Below are 17,933 nucleotides of genomic sequence, written 5' to 3' on the forward strand. Positions count from 1 at the left end.
CGGCGGCAGGCCTTCCTCGGGGTTTCCGCGCCCCGGGCAGTGGGGACGGCGGGAGTTCCTGGCTCACCCGGCGCCGAGCGGCTGCTCTGCCGGGCTCACAGTGGCGGGACCGCGCCGGAATCGCACCGGGCTTCCTCCCATGTCGCCGTCCTCGGCGATGAGCGGGCCGTGTGGCACGCCGAAGGTCATCTTAGGTGCCGCCGCCCCCGGCCGGGAGTCGGGGAGGGTGGCGTCGGCCACAGCTCACGGGAGCATGGGGGGAGCGCATCGGTGGGTATGCTCGCCGCCATGCCCCAGCCCCCTTCCGCCGTATCGCGGGACGAACCGGTCATACGTGACCGCGGTGACGCCTGCCCGGGCGCACTGCGGCTCCACGCCGCCGACGACGGGTTCCTGGCCCGGATCCGGATCCCCGGCGGCATCCTCGGCGCGGACGCGGCCCGGCTGCTCGCCGACGCAGCGGACCGGCTCGGCGACGGGCACATCGACCTCACCTCGCGCGGCAACGCCCAACTCCGCGGCCTCGGCGCGTCCTGCGGCGGCGAACTGGCCGCCGTCCTGGAGCGGGCCGGGCTGCTGCCGGCGCCCGGACACGAGCGGGTCCGCAACGTCGTCGCCTCACCGCTGACCGGCCTGGACGGGCGGGGGCGGGCGGACGTCGCACCCTGGGTCGCCCGCCTGGACCGGGAGCTGTGCGCAGAGCCGGCCGCGGCCGCACTGTCGGGGCGGTTCCTGTTCGCCGTCGACGACGGGCGCGGCGACGTGCTGTCCCTGTCCGCCGACGCCAACGTCCTGGCATGCGGGGGCGGGCAGGCGCTGCTGTGGCTCGGGCCGGGCGGCCCGGACTCCCGGGCCGCCCGCGTCGCCGCGGACGACGCGCCGCGCGCCGCCGTGGCAGCCGCCCTGTGCTTCCTCGACGCGGCCCGCGCCGCCGGCACCCGCGCCTGGCGGGTCGCCGAGCTGCCGCCCGAACACCGCCCGGACGCCGCCGGGTTGGCGGCGCGCCTCGCCGCCGCCGGGATCCCGGCCGAGGTGGTTCCGCTCGACGCCCCGCAGGGCCCAGGCGGGCCCGAGCCCCTGCCCGGCGTCGTGCGCGGCACCTCCGGCGGACCGGCCGCGCTGTCCGTCCTCGCCCCGCTCGGCCGCCTCGACACCGCCCAGTGGCGGCTGCTGGCCGGGCTGTCGGGCCGCATGCGGCTCACGCCCTGGCGGGGCGTCGTCGTCCCCGGGCTCGCCGCCGGCGCCGCGGACTCCGCCCTCGCCGCCCTCGCCCGCGCCGGCCTCGCCACCGCCCCCGACAGCCCCTGGCGGTCCGTCACCGCCTGTACGGGGCGCCCCGGTTGCGCCAAGGCGCTCGCCGACGTACGGGCCGACGCGCGCGCCGTCGCGGCCCGGGCGACCGGACCGCTGCCCGTGCACTGGTCCGGCTGCGAGCGCCGCTGCGGCCACCCCCGCGGCACCGCGTGGGTCGACCTGGTCGCCACCGGCGACGGGTACGCCGTCACGCTCGCCGCAGCCGGAACCGCCGGTCCGGCGCACCGGACCGTGAAGACTTCCGAACTGGCCGCGGTCCTCGCGGACGCACGCCGCACTGACGCATGCCGCACCCCCTCCCACGACGCAGCGAAGAAATGAGCGAGTACACAGTGTTCGAGTACGAGAAGGACGGGGCGGAGATCTACCGCCAGTCCTTTGCCACGATCCGCGCCGAGGCGGACCTCTCCGGACTGCCCGCCTCCGTGGCGCAGGTCGCGGTGCGCATGATCCACGCCTGCGGAATGACCGACCTGCCCCAGGACCTCGGCTACACCCCGGACGTCGTGCTCCGTGCCCGGGCCGCCCTGCACGCGGGCGCCCCCATCCTCTGCGACGTGCAGATGGTCGCCAGCGGCGTCACCCGCAAGCGGCTCCCCGCCGACAACCAGGTCGTCTGCACCCTCTCCGACCCGGCCGTCCCCGCGCTCGCCGCCCGCATGGGCACCACTCGCAGCGCCGCCGCCCTGGAGGTGTGGCGCGACCGCGGCCTGCTGGAGGGCTCCGTCGTCGCCGTCGGCAACGCCCCGACCGCCCTGTTCCGCCTGCTGGAGATGATCGAGGAGGGCGCCCCGCGCCCGGCCGCCGTCATCGGCGTGCCCGTCGGCTTCATCGGCGCCGCCGAGTCCAAGGACGCCCTCGCCGCGCACCCCTCGAACCTCGACCACCTGGTCGTCCGCGGCCGGCGCGGCGGCAGCGCCCTCGCGGCCGCCGCCCTCAACGCGATCGCGAGCGAGGAAGAATGAGCACCACCGCAGCAACCCCCGCAGCGACCCCCGCAGCCGCCGGGAGCGCGGCCGCCCCGGCCAAGGGCCGCCTCTACGGCGTCGGCCTCGGCCCCGGCGACCCGTCCCTGATGACGCTGCGCGCCGTCGAGGCCATCGCCGAGGCCGACGTCGTCGCCTACCACAGCGCCCGCCACGGCCGCTCCATCGCCCGCTCGATCGCGGCCCGCCACCTGCGCGCCGACCATATCGAGGAGCCGCTGGTCTACCCGGTCACCACCGAGACCACCGACCACCCGGGCGGCTACCAGGGCGCGATGGAGGAGTTCTACGAGGCCTCCGCCGCCCGCCTGGCCGCCCACCTGGACGCCGGCCGCACCGTCGCCGTCCTCGCCGAGGGCGACCCGCTCTTCTACGGCTCCTACATGCACATGCACAAGCGGCTCGCCGACCGGTACGAGGCCGAGGTGATCCCCGGCGTGACCTCGGTCAGCGCCGCCGCCGCCCGCCTCGGCACCCCGCTCGTCGAGGGCGAGGAGGTCCTGACGGTCCTCCCCGGCACCCTCCCCGAGGAGGAGCTCGCCGCGCGGCTCGCCGCGACCGACTCCGCGGTCGTCATGAAGCTGGGCCGCACCTTCCCCGCCGTCCGCCGCGCCCTGGAGACGAGCGGCCGCCTCGCCGAGGCGCGCTACGTGGAGCGGGCCACCATGGACGGCGAGCGGACCGGGCTGCTCGCCGACACCGACCCGGACACCGTCCCCTACTTCTCCGTCGCGGTCGTCCCCAGCCGTGTCGGCAACCCCGGCAGCGTCCCGTCCGGCCCCGGCGAGGTCGCCGTCGTCGGCACCGGCCCCGCCGGACCGCTGTGGCTGACCCCCGAGACGCGGCGGGCGCTGTCCGACGCCGAGGTCCTCGTCGGCTACACCACCTACCTCGACCGGGTCCCCGCCAGGCCGGGCCAGATCCGGCACGGCTCCGACAACAAGGTCGAGGCGGAGCGCGCCGAGTTCGCCCTCGACCTCGCCCGCCGCGGCAAGCGCGTCGCCGTCGTGTCCGGCGGCGACCCGGGCGTCTTCGCCATGGCCACCGCCGTCCTGGAGGCCGCCGCGCAGGACGCCTACAAGGACGTGCCCGTACGGGTCCTGCCCGGCGTCACCGCCGCCAACGCGGCCGCCGCCGCGGCCGGCGCCCCGCTCGGCCACGACTACGCCACCGTCTCCCTGTCCGACCGGCTCAAGCCCTGGGAGGTGATCGCGGAACGGCTGCGCGCGGCCGCCGCCGCGGACCTCGTCCTCGCCCTGTACAACCCGGGCTCGCGCAGCCGGACCTGGCAGGTCGCCAAGGCCCGCGACCTGCTGCTGGAGCTGCGCTCCCCGCACACCCCGGTGGTCGTCGCCCGCGACGTGGGCGGCCCGGAGCAGTCCGTCCGCGTCGTGACGCTGGAGACGCTGGAGCCGTCCGAGGTCGACATGCGGACCATCCTGCTGATCGGCTCCTCGCAGACACAGGTCACGGAGCGGCCCGACGGGACCTCCGTCGCCTGGACGCCCCGCCGCTACCCCTGACGGGCGGCGGCAGCCGCAGCAGGGCCCGGGGCACGACGGCGCCGGGCGCTGCCGCGGCGGCTCAGGACCGGCCTGCCGGGCCGTGCAGCCACCGCGCGGCGGCAGCCGCCGTACCCGCCTCCGGCACCCCGGCCGGCACCGGCGGGCGGCGCACCACCAGCACCGGGACACCCGCCTCGCGGGCGGCGGCCAGCTTCGGGGCGGTCGCCTGGCCGCCGCTGTCCTTGGTGACGAGGACGTCGATGCGGTGCCGGGCGAGCAGCGCGCGCTCGTCGTCCAGGCTGAACGGCCCGCGCGCCAGGAGGACTTCCAGGCGCGGCGGCGCGGGCGCCGCCGGCGGGTCCACCGAGCGCACCAGGAACCACGGGTCCGCGAGGTGCGCGAAGGCGTGCAGACCGGTCCGGCCGGTGGTCAGGAACACCCGGCTGCCGAGCCCGGGCAGGAGGGACGCGGCCTCCGCGAGGTCGGCGGCGAACGTCCAGTCGTCCCCCGGCCCGGGCGACCATCCGGGGCGGCGCAGCGCCAGCAGCGGCACGCCCGCCAGCCGGGCCGCGGCCGCCGCGTTGAAGCTCATCCGCTCCGCGAACGGGTGGGTGGCGTCGACGAGATGCGTGACCGCGTGCGCGGCGATCCAGGCGGCGAGCCCCTCCGGCCCGCCGAACCCGCCGATCCGCACCCCGCCCGGCGGCAGCACCGGCGCGGCCACGCGGCCCGCCAGGGACGTCGTCACCCGCCACGGGCGGCCCGCGGCGTCCGCCGCCCCCTCCGCGAGGAGCTCCGCGAGGCGCCGGGCCTCGGTGGTGCCGCCCAGCACCAGGACGTGCGGCCCGGATCCCGCCTCAGCAGACATGCCGGTCGCGCTCGGGCGAGTACAGGTGGCTGTCGCGGAACTGCTCCGCGCCCAGCGTCCGGCCCACGATGATGACGGACGTGCGGACCAGGCCCGCCTCCTTCACCTGCCCGGCGATGTCGGCCAGCGTGCCGCGCAGGACCAGCTCGTCGGGGCGGCTCGCCATCGCCACCACCGCGGCCGGGCACTCGGCCCCGTAGTGCGGCAGCAGCTCCTCCACGACCCGGTCGACGTAGCGGGTCGCCAGGTGCAGCACCAGCAGCGCCCCGCTGCGGCCCAGCGTGGCAAGGTCCTCGCCCGGCGGCATCGGCGTGGCCTGCTGCGCGATCCGGGTCAGGATCACCGTCTGGCCGACCGTGGGAACCGTCAGCTCCCGCTTCAGCGCGGCCGCCGCCGCCGCGAACGCCGGCACGCCGGGCACGACCTCGTACGGGATCCCCGCCGCGTCGAGCCGGCGCATCTGCTCGGCGACCGCGCTGAAGACCGACGGGTCGCCGGAGTGGAGCCGCGCCACGTCCAGGCCCGCCTCGTGCGCCCGTACGCACTCGGCGATGATCTCGTCCAGGTTCAGGCGGGAGGTGTCCACCAGGCGGGCGCCGTCCGGGCACTCGGCGAGCAGCTCGCGCGGGACGAGGCTGCCGGCGTAGAGGCAGACCGGGGCGGCGGCCAGCGTCCGGGCCCCGCGCACCGTGATCAGGTCGGCGGCACCGGGGCCCGCCCCGATGAAGTACACGGTCATGACTGCTGGTCCTTGTCGTCGTCGGAGGATGAGGAGGAGGGAGGGGCGGGGGAGCCGCAAGAGGCCGGGGGAGCGGCCGGCTTGACGACGGACCACTGGGTCACCGGCATCGCCTGCCGCCAGCCCGTGAACCCGCCGACGGGCACGGCGTGCGCGACGGACAGCTTGACCAGGTCGCCGCCGTGGCGGCGGTGCCGCTCGCCGAGGACGGCCTCGGACTCCAGGGTGACCGTGTTCACGACGAGCCGGCCGCCGGGCGGCAGCGCCTCCCAGACCGCGTCCAGCAGACCGGGCGCGGTCAGCCCGCCGCCGACGAACACCGCATCCGGGGCGGGCAGTCCGGCCAGCGCCGCGGGAGCCGAGCCGGTCACCACGCGCAGCCCGGGCACGCCGAGCGCGGCCGCGTTGCGGCCGATCCGGCCGGCCCGCTCCGGGACGCGCTCCACCGCGACCGCCCGGCAGGACGGGTGCGTCCGCATCCACTCGATGCCGATCGAGCCGGAGCCGCCCCCGATGTCCCACAGCAGCTCCCCGGGCGCCGGGGCCAGCGCGCACAGCGTCGCCGCCCGCACATGGCGCTTGGTGAGCTGGCCGTCGTGCTCGTACGCCGCATCCGGCAGGCCCGGCGTCGCGCCGAGCCGCGGGACCGCGGAGGCCGGGTCCCGGCGGCAGTCCACCGCCACCACGTTCAGCGGGTCGCCCGGCGGACGGTCCCAGCCGTCGGCGGTGCCCTCGTACGCGTCCTCGCGCTCCGAGCCGAGCTGCTCCAGCACCCGCATGCGGCTCGGGCCGAAGCCCCGCTCGCGCAGCAGCGCCGCGATCTCGCGCGGGCTCGCCGCACCGGAGCTGAGGACGAGCACCCGGCGGCCGTCGTGCAGGGCCGCGGCGAGCCGGGCCACGGGACGGCCGACGACCGTCACGACCTCCGTGTCCTCCACCGGCCACCCGAGGCGGGCGCAGGCGTACGACACGGACGACGGGTGGGGGTGCACCCGCAGGGCCTCGGGCCCGAGCTCCTCGGACAGGGCGCGGCCGATCCCGTAGAACATGGGATCCCCGCTGGCCAGGACGGCGACACGGCGCCCGGCGTGCTCGGCGGCGAGCCGCGGCACGGCGGGCCGCAGCGGACTCGGCCACGCCACGCGCTCCCCGGGGCACTCGCCGGCGGGCAGCAGGTCGAGCTGCCGCGGCCCCCCGATCAGCACCTCGGCGGAAGCCAGGACGTCTTGCGCGGCGGCGGCAAGCCCACCCCACCCGTCGGCACCGACGCCGACGACCGAAACGGGCACGGGGGGCGGTACGGGGCTCACGGCGCGCTACCTCGGGATCGGAACGGAGACGGCTGACAGGACGGCGCATCGAGGACGTCGAGCGGGCGGGCCGCGCGACGGCGGACCGACCCGCACAACCGGCCCGACGGCACGCCCGGCGCCGAACCCGCAGCCTACTGTCCGGTCACCCGCCCCGATCGCCCGCCCCCCGCCACCAGCGCCCCCCACCTGCACCGAGGGCGCGCCCCGGCCGCCGGCCCGCATGCCGCGCGCCGGTGCAGGCCCGTCGCACCGGGGGCGCCCTCGTATGAGACCGTCCGCCCCCGGAGTGCGCCGGGGCGCCCCGGATGGGGCCTCAACCCGGGCCCGCCCCCCGCGGCAGACTCGGCCGCATGGACGACGACACGGACAACCACCCAGGCGCCGACGACCACGCCGTCGTGCTCGGCGGCGGACTGGCCGGCCTGCTCGCGGCACGGGTCCTCGCAGCGCGCTTCGCCCGGGTGACCGTCGTGGAGCGGGACGAACTCCCCGACACCGGCCCGGCCTTCCGGCGCGGCGTGCTCCAGTCCAGACACGTCCACGTGCTCTGGGCGCGCGGCCTCGACACCATGGAGGAACTCCTCCCCGGCACCACCCGCGAGCTGCTGGCCGGCGGCGCGTCCCTGCTGGAGTCGCCCCGCGACTTCCTGTGGCTCAGCTCCGCCGACTGGTTCGGCCAGGTGCCCGGCGCGCGCCTGCTGATCGCCGGCCGGGAGCTGATCGACTGGACGCTGCGCCGCGAGGTCCTGCGCGACGACCGCATCCGCATCCGCGCCGGCGTCCCCGCGGACGGCCTCCTCACCGGCCCGGACGGCCGTACCGTCACCGGAGTCCGGCTCCGCGGCGGCGAGCGGCTCCCGGCCCGCTTCGTCGTCGACGCGACCGGCCGCGGCTCCCGCGCCCCCGCCTGGCTCGCCGCCCTCGGCCTGCCCGCCCCGCAGACCACCCGCTTCGACTCCCACCTCGGCTACTCCAGCCGGTACTACTCCCTCCCGCCCGACCCGGAGCGGCGCTGGCACGGCATGTACGTGCAGGGCCGCCCCGACATCCCGCGCGGCGGGGTGCTCGTACCCCTGCACGACGGTCGCTGGCTCGCCACCCTCATCGGCAACGGCGAGCACGCCCCGCCGACCGGCGACGCCGAGTTCCTGGAGTACACGCGGACGCTGCGCAGCCCGGCCATGTACGACGCCCTGCGCGGCGCCGAACCGCTGTCCTCGCCGACCGGCTTCCGCAGCACCTCCAACGAGCGCCGCCACTTCGAGCGCCTGGACCGCTGGCCGCCGGGCTTCGCGGTGCTCGGGGACGCCGCCTGCCGCTTCAACCCCGTGTACGGGCACGGCATGACCGTGGCCGCGCTCGCCGCCGGCGCCCTGGCCGCCGCCATCCGCGGACTCACCCCGCGCGAGGTCGCCGCGGCGTCCCGCCGCATCCAGACGCGCACCGCCGCCGTCGCCGACACCGCCTGGCAGATCGCCACCAGCGAGGACATGCGCTACCCGGGCACGGAGGGCCCGCCCGCGGACCGGGCGACGAAGGTGCTCCAGCACTACATGGCGCGGGTCATCGCCGGTGCGAACAGCGACCCGGCGCTCTCCCGCCCCTTCTTCCGCGTGCTGTCGCTGTCCGAGCCGCCCGAGACGCTGCTGCGACCGGCGACGGTCGTACGGGTGCTGTCCAGGTGGCGGCTGCCCTCGGCCCCGCCGCTGACGGCCGCCTACCCCGCCCACCACGGCGGCCCGCCCGCCCGGGGCTGAGGCGCCGGGCCGGCGGCCCGCTACCCGGCCCGGGTGGCCCGTTCGTACAGCTCGCGGGTCGCGTCGCCGAAGCGGATGCTGTAGGAGGTCCACTCGTCGCCGCCGCCGTCCCGGCCGCCGATGACGCCGATCAGGGTGCGGCCGCCGGCCAGGACGGGCCCGCCGCTCGTGCCGTTCGGGACGTCCGCGCAGTCCAGCCGCAGCTGCGTGGCCGACTCGGCGACGGCGGTGGTGGAGCAGTCCAGCGGCTGCTCCGCGCCGCCCGGATAGCCGACGAGCCGCGCCGGCAGCGGCAGCCCGGCCCCGAACCGGACCGGGTACGCGCCGGCCGTGTCCTCCAGCCGCTCGCCGGGGCGGCCGGGGCGGCGGACGCGCAGGAACGCGATGTCGTGGTCCGGGTCCTGGGAGGCCGCCCAGCGGGGGTGCACGTGGATCCGGGTGGGCACCCACACGCCGTGCGGGGCCTGCCTGTCCCGGTAGCCCGGCACGAAGACGAGGTTCGTGCGGAAGCCCAGCAGCGGGCGGTGCACGCAGTGCGCGGCCGTGGCCACCAAGTCGCCGCCGGGCGCGTGCACGACGACGCCCGAGCAGTGGTGGGGGCCGTCGCCGTCCCCGCCGGGCGAGAACAGCGCCCCGATCGCCGGCTCGGCGGCGGCGGGGCGCGCGGCGAGCGGCCCGGAGGGCGCCTGCCCGGCCGACTGCCCGCCGCCGGCAGCCGCGCCGGGCGCCTCGGCCGGGCCGGGTGCTCCGGTCGGGCCGGATGCCTCCGCCGGGCCGGGCGCCTCCGCCGGGCCGGGGGCCTCGCCCGGCCCGCTCCGCCCGGCCGCCGGGACCTGCCGTACGCCCCCGGCCAGCAGGGCCGCGGCGGCGCGGTCGCCGTCCGCGGGATCCGCCGCGTAGCTGCCGCGCGCCCGGTCGCCGGTGGCCGAGTGCGCGAGGATCCCGGGCAGCCCCCACGCGTACGCCGCCCCGGCGGCGGCCAGCAGCACCGTGCCCGCGCCGACGAGGAGCCGGACCCGCAGACGCCGCGAGCGGCGGCCGCTGCCGCTGGTGCTGGTGCTGACCATGTGGAACTCCCGCCCGGACGGCTGCACGACACCCGGTCCGGCGGCCGCGCCCGCGCCCGGGGTCCCCGTACCCTACGCGCCCGCCTCGCGGCGGGGCGCAGCAGACGGCATCCTTGATCGGCAGGAGCCGCCGAAACCCGCCCCGAGGAGCCGCAGTTGACCGCCGTCCGACAGCCGCAGCAGACGGCAGCCGTCCGCCAGGACCCCCGGCGCCACGTCCCCTTCGACCGGCTCCACAACTTCCGCGACCTCGGCGGCCACCGCACCGCCGGCGGCCGCACCGTGGCGTGGGGCCGCCTCTACCGCGCCGACTCCCTCGGCAAGCTGCGCGGCGCGGACTGGGAGCGCTTCCTCGGGCTCGGCGTGCGGACCGTCGTCGACCTGCGCTACCCGTGGGAGATCGAGGCCAAGGGCCGGATCCCCGAACCTGACCGGTTCACGTACGCCAACCACAGCATCGAGCACCGCCCGTACGACCAGTCCGCCATCGACCCGGACGTCGACCCCTGGCGCTACCTCGCCGACCGGTTCGCGGAGGTGGCCGAGGACGGCGCCGCCGAGATCCGGCAGGTCCTGGAGCTGCTCGCCGAGGGGCCGGGGCCGGCGGTGTTCCACTGCACGTCCGGCAAGGACCGCACCGGGCTCGTCGCCGCGCTCGTCCTGACCCTCCTGGAGGTGCCCGAGGAGCAGATCCTCGCCGACTTCGCCCTGACCGAACCGGCCACCGCCCGCCTCCTGGCCGACTGGCACGAGGCCAACCCGGGCCGCACCATGCGCTGGCCCGCGTACGGCCGGGCGCCGGCGACCGTGATGTCCCTGGCCCTCGCCGACCTAACCACCCGCCACGGCTCGCCGGCCGCGTACCTCACGGACCGCGTCGGCATCACGCGGCACACCGCGGAACGCCTCAGGGAGCGCCTGCTGGTGCCGTGAGCGGGGCCTGCAAGGATGGCGGCGACCACGAGGCCCCACCCCTCCGGAGGACCGATGACCCCCGCCGCCCACCCCCTGGGCACGCTGATCGCCGACCGCCGCCTGGAGGCCGTACCGCGCGCGGGCGAGGGCGCCCCCTTCCCGCTCGCCCTCGAACTCGGCGCCCCCTACCCCGACCCGGACCCCTCCGGCGACTGGATCTGCCCCTGCCGCATCGACGGCCTCGACGGCTCAGAGGTGCACGAGGTCCACGGCATCGACGGCATCCAGGCCCTCACCCTCGCCGCGGACCTCCTGCGCCGCCTCCTCGCCCAGGAGGCCGAGGAGCGCGGCCTCACCTTCACCTGGCTCGGCGAGCCCGGCCTGCACGCCGCCGACGTCCTCCACTGACGGAGCCCCGGGGGAACCGCCCCCGCCCCCGTCCCGCATCATCGGAGGACCGCACGGCGGGGGACCGGCCCCCGCGACCGAAGGGTGAGCCCATGTCGACCGGCATCCAGATCCGACCCGTCCGCGCCGGGGACTTCGCGCAGTGGCGCGTCCTCTACCGCGGCTACGCCGACTTCTACGAGGTCGACCAGACCGAGGAGATGGCGGCGACCGTGTGGTCCTGGCTGAACGACCCCGGCCACGAGGTGTCCGGCCTCGTCGCCGAGGCAGCCGACGGCCGGCTGGTCGGCCTCGCCCACTACCGCCCCTTCGCCCGCCCCCTGTCCGCCACGACGGGCTGCTACCTGGACGACCTCTTCGTCGCCCCGGAAAGCCGCGGCTCGGGGGCCGCGGACCTCCTCCTCACGGCCCTGCGCGACCTGGCGGCGGAGCACGGCTGGAGCGTCGTCCGCTGGATCACCGCGGACGACAACCACCGAGCCCGCAGCAAGTACGACCGGGTCGCCACCCGCACGATGTGGATCACCTACGACATGCCGACCTCCTGACGCGGCCGGCACGAGGCCTTTCCGGGGGAATGAGGACGGTTTCTGTCCTCGATCGCGGATAGCTTGGCGGTATGGCCTCCAGGACGACGCACCCCGTACTCGGCACCCGCGCGCTCAACCGTGCCACCCTCGCCCGGCAGATGCTGCTTGAGCGGGCTCCCGTGGAGGCGGGGGAGGCCGTTTCGCGGCTGGTCGGGCTTCAGGCGCAGAATGTGCGGCCTCCCTATTTCCAGTTGCACGCCCGCCTCGCCTCCTTCCGTCCTGCCGGGCTGGCCGCGGCCATGGAGGCGCGGGAGGTCGTGCGGATGGTGACGCTGCGGTCCACCATCCACACGCATACCGCGCACGACGCGCTGACCCTGCGGCCCCTCGTGCAGGCCGCGCGGGATCGGGAGGTGGCACAGTTCCGGAAGGGGCTCGGCGGGGTGGACCTGGAGCGGTTGACGCGGCGGGTGCGGGACTACGTCGAGGACGAGCCGCGGACCATGGCCGAGATCCGGGCCGAGCTGCTGCGGGAGTGGCCCGGGGCCGATCCGCTGGGGCTGTCCGTGGCGGCCACCCGGCGGCTGGCGCTCGTCCAGGTGACGCCCCGCGGGGTGTGGGGCCGCAGCGGGCAGGTGCGGCTGACGACCGTGGAGCGGTGGCTCGGCGCCGAGGCCGTCTCCGCCGCGCAGGAGCGGCCGCAGGGCGTCGACGACCTCGTGCTGCGTTACCTGGGGGCCTTCGGGCCCGCGTCCGTCAAGGACATGCAGGTGTGGGCGGGGACGACCCGGCTGCGGGAGGCCTTCGAGCGGCTCCGGCCGGAGTTGGCGGTCTTCCGCGACCCTGAGGGCGTCGAGCTGTTCGACCTGCCCGGTGCGCCGCGGCCCGACGAGGACACGCCCGCCCCGCCCCGCTTCCTGCCGGAGTTCGACAACCTGCTGCTCTCGCACGCCGACCGCAGCCGCGTCGTCCCGCCCCGGCTCAAGGGGCGCAGCTGGTCGGGCAACCAGGCCCACTGCACGCTCCTCGTCGACGGGTTCCTCGCCGGGCTGTGGCGGCTGCAGGACGGCGGCGGTCTCACCGTCGAGCTGTTCGACACGATCGGCGCCGCGCAGAAGGACCGCGTCGTCGCCGAAGGGGAGCGGCTGCTCGCCGGCATGACCGAGCGGAACGGGGCCGTCCGATTCGGGTCAATCCGCGGCTGACGCCGCTCTGGTGGGCCCCGCACCGCACACGGCACGATGCCCTCCATGACCCACGACACCGCCCGGACCGCTGCCGGCGGCGACCCCGCCGCCGAGTTCCTCGCCGCCCGCGACTTCCTCCTCGCCCACCGTGGCGACCCCGACGCCGCGAGCGCCGGCTTCACCTGGCCCCGGCCGCGGAGCTTCAACTGGGCCCAGGACTGGTTCGACCGCCTCGCCGCCGGCAACACCGCCGACGCCCTGCGCATCGCCGAAGAGGACGGGACCGTCCACGCCCTCACCTTCGAGGAGCTGGCCGCCGCGTCCCGTTCCGCCGCCACCTGGCTGCGCGCGCAGGGCGTCGCCGCGGGCGACCGCGTCCTCGTCATGCTCGGCAACCAGCGCGAGCTGTGGGAGGTCATGCTCGCCGCGATGCGGCTGCGCGCCGTCGTCATCCCCGCCACCCCGCTCCTCGGCACGGCCGACCTCCGCGACCGCATCGAGCGGGGCCGCGTACGGCACGTGATCGTGCGCGCCGAGGACACCGGCAAGTTCGACACCGCGCCCGGCACCTACACGAGGATCGCGGCCGGCCCCGAAGCCCCCTCGGGCTGGCGGCGGTTGGCGGACATGTACGGCGCCGAACCCGACTTCACGCCCGACGGCGAGACCTCCGCCGACGACCCGCTGATGCTGTACTTCACCTCCGGCACCACCGCCCGCCCCAAGCTCGTCGAGCACACGCACGCCTCGTACCCCATCGGCCACCTGTCCACCATGTACTGGATCGGGCTGCGCCCCGGCGACGTCCACCTCAACATCGCCTCGCCCGGCTGGGCCAAGCACGCCTGGTCGAACCTGTTCGCCCCGTGGAACGCCGGTGCCACCGTCTTCGTGCACAACTACGCCCGCTTCGACGCGGAGCGGCTGATGGAGCTGATGGACCGGCACGGCGTGACGACGTTCTGCGCCCCGCCGACGGTGTGGCGGATGCTGATCCAGTCGGACCTGTCGACGCTGCGGACCCCGCCCCGCGAGGCCGTCGCCGCCGGGGAGCCGCTCAACCCGGAGGTGATCGAGAAGGTCCGCGACGCCTGGGGCGTCACCGTCCGCGACGGCTTCGGCCAGACGGAGACCACCCTGCAGATCGGCAACTTCCCCGGGGTGCCGGTGAAGCCGGGCTCGATGGGGCGCCCCGCCCCCGGCTACCGGATCGTGCTCCTCGACCCGGTCACCGGCAAGGAGTCGCAGGACGAGGGCGAGATCTGCGTCGACCTGGGCACCCGCCCGGCCGGGGTGATGACCGGCTACCGGGACGACCCGGAGCGGACCGCCGAGTCCATGGCGGACGGGCTCTACCGCACCGGCGACATCGCGGCGCGCGACGCCGACGGATACCTCTCCTACGTCGGCCGCTCGGACGACGTCTTCAAGGCCTCCGACTACAAGATCAGCCCGTTCGAGCTGGAGAGCGCGCTGCTGGAGCACGAGGCCGTCGCCGAGGCGGCCGTCGTACCGGCCCCGGACCCGGTGCGGCTGGCGGTCCCGAAGGCGTACGTCGCCCTCGCCGCCGGGTGGGAGGCCGGGCCCGAGACGGCGCGGGCCCTGTTCGCGCACTCCCGCGCGGTGCTCTCCCCGTACAAGCGGATCCGGCGGATCGAGTTCGCGGAGCTGCCGAAGACGGTCTCGGGCAAGATCCGCCGGGTGGAGCTGCGGGCCCTCACGGCCGCCGGGTCGGGCACCGAGTACGACGAGGCCGAGCTGGGCTGAGGCCCGCCGGGCGGGGGGCGGCCGGAAGCCCGGCCGCCCCCGCCCGCCCGCGGACTACTGCGCGGGGAGCAGCGCCTCGATCGCCGAGACGATCTCCTCGGACTCCGGCTCCGTACGCGGCCGGAACCGCGCGACGACCTCGCCGGCCGGGGAGATCAGGAACTTCTCGAAGTTCCACTGGATGTCGCCGGCCTCGCCGTCGGCGTCCGCGGTCTGCACCAGCTCGCGGTAGAGCGGGTGCCGGTTCTCGCCGTTGACCTCGGTCTTCTCCAGCATCGGGAACGTCACGCCGAAGCCGGCCGCACAGAAGGTCCGGATGTCCTCGGCGGTGCCGGGCTCCTGCCCGCCGAACTGGTTGCAGGGCACGCCCACCACGGTGAAGCCCTTCGCCTCGTACGCGAACTGCAGCCGGGCCAGGCCAGAGTACTGCGGGGTGAGCCCGCACTGGGAGGCGGTGTTCACCAGCAGGATCACCTTGCCCTTGTGCTCGCCGAGGGTGGTGGGCTCGTCGGCCAGGGTGGTCAGCGGGATGTCGTACAGGCTCATCGGCTCTCCTCGGCGGTGAAGGGACTGTCGGGGCCGGCGGTTTCCGCCCCGAGCCTACGCGGCGGCCGGGCGGGCCGGAGCGGCCGGTGGGGCGGGCGCCCCGTCCGGGCGGTCAGGCACCCGCCGTGACGAGGGCCTCGGCCGCCTCGTTGAGCGGCTGCGGCATGCCCGTCAGGTCCATGATGAACAGCGGTATCCCGAGGGCGTCCGCCCGGGAGCGGGCCTCGTGCGTGTAGCCGGCGAGCGCGAAGTACACGCAGGAGGCGGAGGCCGCAAGGCCGTTCAGCCACACGCACTCCACGGCCCGCAGCCCGGCCGGCGCCGTCGTCGGGTCCACCTGGGCGACGAGCCCGGGGGCGCGAAGGTCCACGGCGGCGGACGGGACGGGCGGGCCCTCGGGGCGGCGGACGTCGCGGAAGCCGAGCCAGCGCAGGTACAGGGCGGCCGTCGCGACGGCGTCGCGCGCGGTCCGGATCGTCACCGGGCGGAACGGCACCCGCGGCACCGGCACCCCCGGCCCGCCCCCGGCCGCGGCGGCCGCCGCGGGCCGCGCGCCGGAACTGCCGTGTGCCGCCCCGCCGGGCGGGGCCCCGTACGCCTGCGCCGCACCTCCCGGCGCCTCCGCCGGCAGCACCGCGAGCCGCACCACCGTGCCGCACGAGCCGCACCCGACCTCCGGCTGCGGCCACTCGCCGACCCGCCCGCACGCGGCGCACCGCACCCGCACCCACGCCTCCGACCAGTTCCGGTGCGTCAGCACCGCCGGCGGGGCCGACGGGTCCAGCGGCAGCACTGCCGGGGCGCCGCACGCGCACGGGAAGGCCGGGGGGCAGTAGCCGTTCTCGCGCAGGCACTCCGGGCAGCGCACCGGTACCGCTTCCGCCATGGGCCTCGGACCTCCTCCGTCGCTGTGGTGCGTCCATGCTCCCGCAAGGGCGGCGGCCGCGGCGGCCCGGCGGCGGTTTCCGGCCCCGCCGGGCCGCTGTTTGTGCGTCCCGCTTGAACGGGACGCGGCATTTGGTGGGTTCGGGGGTGCCCGGACGCCTTGACGTGCACCGACCCGCCGCTTAGCTTGTTCCGTATAACAGAATATAAATTCCGCATTGCGGAAACAGTCTGACCGCCAGACCTGCAGGAGACCCGATGCCCCGTATGACAGCCGCAGCCGCCGCCGTGGAGATCCTCAAGCGCGAGGGTGTCGCGCAAGCGTTCGGCGTGCCCGGCGCTGCGATCAACCCGTTCTACCGAGAGCTCAAGAACGTCGGCGGCATCAAGCACACCCTCGCCCGCCACGTCGAGGGCGCCTCGCACATGGCGGAGGGCTTCACCCGGGCCAAGGCGGGCAACATCGGCGTCTGCATCGGCACCTCCGGCCCCGCCGGCACCGACATGATCACCGGCCTGTACTCGGCGATCGCCGACTCGATCCCGATCCTCTGCATCACCGGCCAGGCCCCGGTCTCCAAGCTGCACAAGGAGGACTTCCAGGCCGTCGACATCGCGGCGATCGCGGGGCCCGTCACGAAGAAGGCGACGACGGTCCTGGAGGCCGCGCAGGTCCCGGGCGTCTTCCAGGAGGCCTTCCACCTGATGCGCTCCGGCCGCCCCGGCCCGGTCCTCATCGACCTGCCGATCGACGTCCAGCTCACCGAGATCGAGTTCGACCCGGACACCTACGAGCCGCTGCCGGTCTACCAGCCGCGGGCCACCCGCGCCCAGGCCGAGAAGGCCCTGGCCCTCCTGCTGGAGTCCGAGCGCCCGCTGATCGTCGCCGGCGGCGGCATCATCAACGCCGACGCCTCCGACCTGCTGGTCGAGTTCGCCGAGCTCACCAACGTCCCGGTCATCTCCACCCTGATGGGCTGGGGCACCATCCCGGACGACCACGAGCTCGCCGCCGGCATGGTCGGCGTCCAGACCTCGCACCGCTACGGCAACGAGACCTTCCTCGCCTCCGACTTCGTCCTCGGCATCGGCAACCGCTGGGCCAACCGCCACACCGGGTACAACCTGGAGGCGTACACCAAGGGCCGCACCTTCGTCCACGTCGACATCGAGCCCACCCAGCTCGGCAAGATCTTCGCCCCGGACTACGGCATCGCCTCCGACGCCGGGGCCGCGCTGGAGCTGTTCGTCGAGATCGCGAAGGAGCTCAAGGCCGCGGGCCGGCTGCCCGACTTCTCCGCCTGGGCCGCCTCCGCACAGGAGCGCAAGGCCACCCTCCAGCGCCGCACGCACTTCGACAACATCCCGATGAAGCCGCAGCGCGTGTACGAGGAGATGAACAAGGCGTTCGGCCCGGAGACGCGCTACGTCACCACCATCGGCCTCTCGCAGATCGCCGCCGCGCAGTTCCTGCACGTCTACAAGCCGCGCCACTGGATCAACTGCGGCCAGGCCGGCCCGCTCGGCTGGACGATCCCGGCCGCCATCGGCGCCGCCACCGCGGACCCGGAGACCCCGATCGTCGCGCTGTCCGGCGACTACGACTTCCAGTTCATGATCGAGGAGCTGGCGGTCGCCGCGCAGCACAAGGTCCCCTACGTCCACGTCCTCGTCAACAACGCCTACCTCGGCCTGATCCGCCAGGCGCAGGCGGGCCTCGACATCAACTTCCAGGTCAACCTGGAGTTCGAGAACATCAACACCCCGGAGATCGGCGTCTACGGCGTCGACCACGTCAAGGTCGCCGAGGGCCTGGGCGTCAAGGCGATCCGCGTGACGGACCCCGACGAGCTGGGCGCCGCCTTCGAGCAGGCCAAGAAACTGGCCGTCGAGCACCAGGTCCCGGTCGTCGTCGAGGCCATCCTGGAGCGCGTCACCAACATCTCGATGAGCAAGACGGTCGACATGAGCAACGTGACCGAGTTCGAGGAGCTCGCCACCGAGCCCGGCCACGCCCCGACCGCCATCAAGGCCCTGAAGGTCTGACCGGCGTACCACGGCACGGCACGGCGGCCCCCGCACCCTCGCAGGAGGGGCGGGGGCCGTTCCGCGTCCGCGGCGTACGGGCTTCCCCGGCGCCGGCCCC

General features: G+C 75.9%; 16 protein-coding genes and 1 riboswitch. Of the genes, 10 read left to right on the plus strand and 6 right to left on the minus strand.

The features are described 5' to 3' along the window. Nucleotides 1-52: 52 nt before the first annotated feature. Nucleotides 53-158: riboswitch (cobalamin riboswitch) on the minus strand. 130 nt (nucleotides 159-288) lie between these two features. The 3 genes from cobG to C0216_RS09515 are packed head-to-tail and all read left to right on the plus strand — an operon-like array spanning nucleotide 289 to nucleotide 3,823. Further along, complete coding sequence (gene cobG / locus C0216_RS09505; RefSeq protein ID WP_246042431.1) at nucleotides 289-1,635, plus strand: precorrin-3B synthase; 1,347 nt, start codon at nucleotides 289-291, stop codon at nucleotides 1,633-1,635. Further along, nucleotides 1,632-2,279, plus strand: a complete 648-nt coding sequence (locus tag C0216_RS09510; protein ID WP_114054844.1) for a precorrin-8X methylmutase — start codon at nucleotides 1,632-1,634, stop codon at nucleotides 2,277-2,279. The genes cobG and C0216_RS09510 overlap by 4 nt, the downstream gene beginning before the upstream one ends. Beyond that, nucleotides 2,276-3,823 carry a precorrin-2 C(20)-methyltransferase gene (locus C0216_RS09515; protein ID WP_114054845.1) on the plus strand — a complete coding sequence of 516 codons (1,548 nt, stop codon included), beginning with the start codon at nucleotides 2,276-2,278 and terminating at the stop codon, nucleotides 3,821-3,823. Before C0216_RS09510 ends, C0216_RS09515 begins: the two co-directional genes overlap by 4 nt. Before the next feature lie 61 nt (nucleotides 3,824-3,884). Here the strand turns inward: C0216_RS09515 and C0216_RS09520 are convergent, their stop codons facing one another. From C0216_RS09520 to cbiE, 3 genes are read right to left on the minus strand one after another with little or no spacing between them, the layout of a single operon-like run. Then, nucleotides 3,885-4,673 (minus strand): cobalt-precorrin-6A reductase, encoded by a 789-nt coding sequence (locus C0216_RS09520; RefSeq protein ID WP_114054846.1) that lies wholly within the window; start codon nucleotides 4,671-4,673, stop codon nucleotides 3,885-3,887. Beyond that, nucleotides 4,663-5,412, minus strand: coding sequence for a precorrin-4 C(11)-methyltransferase (gene cobM / locus C0216_RS09525; RefSeq protein ID WP_114054847.1), 750 nt, complete (start codon nucleotides 5,410-5,412; stop codon nucleotides 4,663-4,665). Before cobM ends, C0216_RS09520 begins: the two co-directional genes overlap by 11 nt. Further along, on the minus strand, nucleotides 5,409-6,722 hold the full coding sequence (gene cbiE, locus C0216_RS09530; RefSeq protein ID WP_114054848.1) for a precorrin-6y C5,15-methyltransferase (decarboxylating) subunit CbiE: 1,314 nt from the start codon (nucleotides 6,720-6,722) through the stop codon (nucleotides 5,409-5,411). Before cbiE ends, cobM begins: the two co-directional genes overlap by 4 nt. 353 nt (nucleotides 6,723-7,075) lie before the next feature. Between cbiE and C0216_RS09535 the strand changes: the two genes are divergently transcribed. Further along, nucleotides 7,076-8,482 (plus strand): NAD(P)/FAD-dependent oxidoreductase, encoded by a 1,407-nt coding sequence (locus C0216_RS09535; RefSeq protein WP_114054849.1) that lies wholly within the window; start codon nucleotides 7,076-7,078, stop codon nucleotides 8,480-8,482. 20 nt (nucleotides 8,483-8,502) lie between these two features. On the opposite strand, the gene C0216_RS09540 is transcribed toward C0216_RS09535, so the two are convergent. Further along, on the minus strand, nucleotides 8,503-9,549 hold the full coding sequence (locus C0216_RS09540; RefSeq protein ID WP_114054850.1) for a trypsin-like serine peptidase: 1,047 nt from the start codon (nucleotides 9,547-9,549) through the stop codon (nucleotides 8,503-8,505). 156 nt (nucleotides 9,550-9,705) lie between these two features. Here C0216_RS09540 and C0216_RS09545 point away from each other — a divergent pair, with 156 nt between their 5' ends. The 5 genes from C0216_RS09545 to C0216_RS09565 all read left to right on the plus strand — a co-directional run bounded on the left by C0216_RS09545 (nucleotide 9,706) and on the right by C0216_RS09565 (nucleotide 14,356). Continuing rightward, on the plus strand, nucleotides 9,706-10,482 hold the full coding sequence (locus C0216_RS09545) for a tyrosine-protein phosphatase (RefSeq protein WP_114054851.1): 777 nt from the start codon (nucleotides 9,706-9,708) through the stop codon (nucleotides 10,480-10,482). Between the two features lie 54 nt (nucleotides 10,483-10,536). Continuing rightward, the gene (locus tag C0216_RS09550; RefSeq protein ID WP_114054852.1) at nucleotides 10,537-10,872 is read left to right on the plus strand and encodes a DUF6968 family protein; all 336 of its coding nucleotides are present in this window, start codon (nucleotides 10,537-10,539) and stop codon (nucleotides 10,870-10,872) included. A gap of 92 nt (nucleotides 10,873-10,964) precedes the next feature. Then, on the plus strand, nucleotides 10,965-11,420 hold the full coding sequence (locus tag C0216_RS09555) for a GNAT family N-acetyltransferase (protein ID WP_114054853.1): 456 nt from the start codon (nucleotides 10,965-10,967) through the stop codon (nucleotides 11,418-11,420). Nucleotides 11,421-11,491: 71 nt separating this feature from the next. Next, a complete protein-coding gene (locus C0216_RS09560) occupies nucleotides 11,492-12,607 on the plus strand; it encodes a winged helix DNA-binding domain-containing protein (protein WP_114054854.1) in 1,116 nt (371 codons plus the stop codon). A gap of 36 nt (nucleotides 12,608-12,643) precedes the next feature. Then, entirely contained in the window at nucleotides 12,644-14,356 is a 1,713-nt protein-coding gene (locus C0216_RS09565; RefSeq protein WP_114054855.1) for an AMP-binding protein, read from the plus strand. Nucleotides 14,357-14,410: 54 nt separating this feature from the next. On the opposite strand, the gene C0216_RS09570 is transcribed toward C0216_RS09565, so the two are convergent. Continuing rightward, entirely contained in the window at nucleotides 14,411-14,902 is a 492-nt protein-coding gene (locus C0216_RS09570; RefSeq protein WP_114054856.1) for a glutathione peroxidase, read from the minus strand. A gap of 112 nt (nucleotides 14,903-15,014) precedes the next feature. Continuing rightward, nucleotides 15,015-15,788: a hypothetical protein gene (locus tag C0216_RS09575; protein ID WP_114054857.1), complete on the minus strand. Its 774-nt coding sequence runs from the start codon at nucleotides 15,786-15,788 to the stop codon at nucleotides 15,015-15,017. Nucleotides 15,789-16,045: 257 nt separating this feature from the next. Between C0216_RS09575 and gcl the strand changes: the two genes are divergently transcribed. After that, complete coding sequence (gcl, locus tag C0216_RS09580; protein WP_114054858.1) at nucleotides 16,046-17,833, plus strand: glyoxylate carboligase; 1,788 nt, start codon at nucleotides 16,046-16,048, stop codon at nucleotides 17,831-17,833. The last annotated feature ends 100 nt before the right edge of the window (nucleotides 17,834-17,933 follow it).

The sequence above is a fragment of the Streptomyces globosus genome (assembly GCF_003325375.1).
Lineage (GTDB): Bacteria > Actinomycetota > Actinomycetes > Streptomycetales > Streptomycetaceae > Streptomyces > Streptomyces globosus_A.

What these genes read in the sequence shown, in the direction of transcription:
- cobG (WP_246042431.1), top strand. Translation starts at nt 289, where the DNA reads ATGCCCCAGCCCCCTTCCGCCGTATCGCGGGACGAACCGGTCATACGT.
- C0216_RS09510 (WP_114054844.1), top strand. Translation starts at nt 1,632, where the DNA reads ATGAGCGAGTACACAGTGTTCGAGTACGAGAAGGACGGGGCGGAGATC.
- C0216_RS09515 (WP_114054845.1), top strand. Translation starts at nt 2,276, where the DNA reads ATGAGCACCACCGCAGCAACCCCCGCAGCGACCCCCGCAGCCGCCGGG.
- C0216_RS09520 (WP_114054846.1), bottom strand. Translation starts at nt 4,673, where the DNA reads ATGTCTGCTGAGGCGGGATCCGGGCCGCACGTCCTGGTGCTGGGCGGC.
- cobM (WP_114054847.1), bottom strand. Translation starts at nt 5,412, where the DNA reads ATGACCGTGTACTTCATCGGGGCGGGCCCCGGTGCCGCCGACCTGATC.
- C0216_RS09535 (WP_114054849.1), top strand. Translation starts at nt 7,076, where the DNA reads ATGGACGACGACACGGACAACCACCCAGGCGCCGACGACCACGCCGTC.
- C0216_RS09540 (WP_114054850.1), bottom strand. Translation starts at nt 9,549, where the DNA reads ATGGTCAGCACCAGCACCAGCGGCAGCGGCCGCCGCTCGCGGCGTCTG.
- C0216_RS09550 (WP_114054852.1), top strand. Translation starts at nt 10,537, where the DNA reads ATGACCCCCGCCGCCCACCCCCTGGGCACGCTGATCGCCGACCGCCGC.
- C0216_RS09555 (WP_114054853.1), top strand. Translation starts at nt 10,965, where the DNA reads ATGTCGACCGGCATCCAGATCCGACCCGTCCGCGCCGGGGACTTCGCG.
- C0216_RS09560 (WP_114054854.1), top strand. Translation starts at nt 11,492, where the DNA reads ATGGCCTCCAGGACGACGCACCCCGTACTCGGCACCCGCGCGCTCAAC.
- C0216_RS09565 (WP_114054855.1), top strand. Translation starts at nt 12,644, where the DNA reads ATGCCCTCCATGACCCACGACACCGCCCGGACCGCTGCCGGCGGCGAC.
- C0216_RS09570 (WP_114054856.1), bottom strand. Translation starts at nt 14,902, where the DNA reads ATGAGCCTGTACGACATCCCGCTGACCACCCTGGCCGACGAGCCCACC.
- C0216_RS09575 (WP_114054857.1), bottom strand. Translation starts at nt 15,788, where the DNA reads ATGGCGGAAGCGGTACCGGTGCGCTGCCCGGAGTGCCTGCGCGAGAAC.
- gcl (WP_114054858.1), top strand. Translation starts at nt 16,046, where the DNA reads ATGCCCCGTATGACAGCCGCAGCCGCCGCCGTGGAGATCCTCAAGCGC.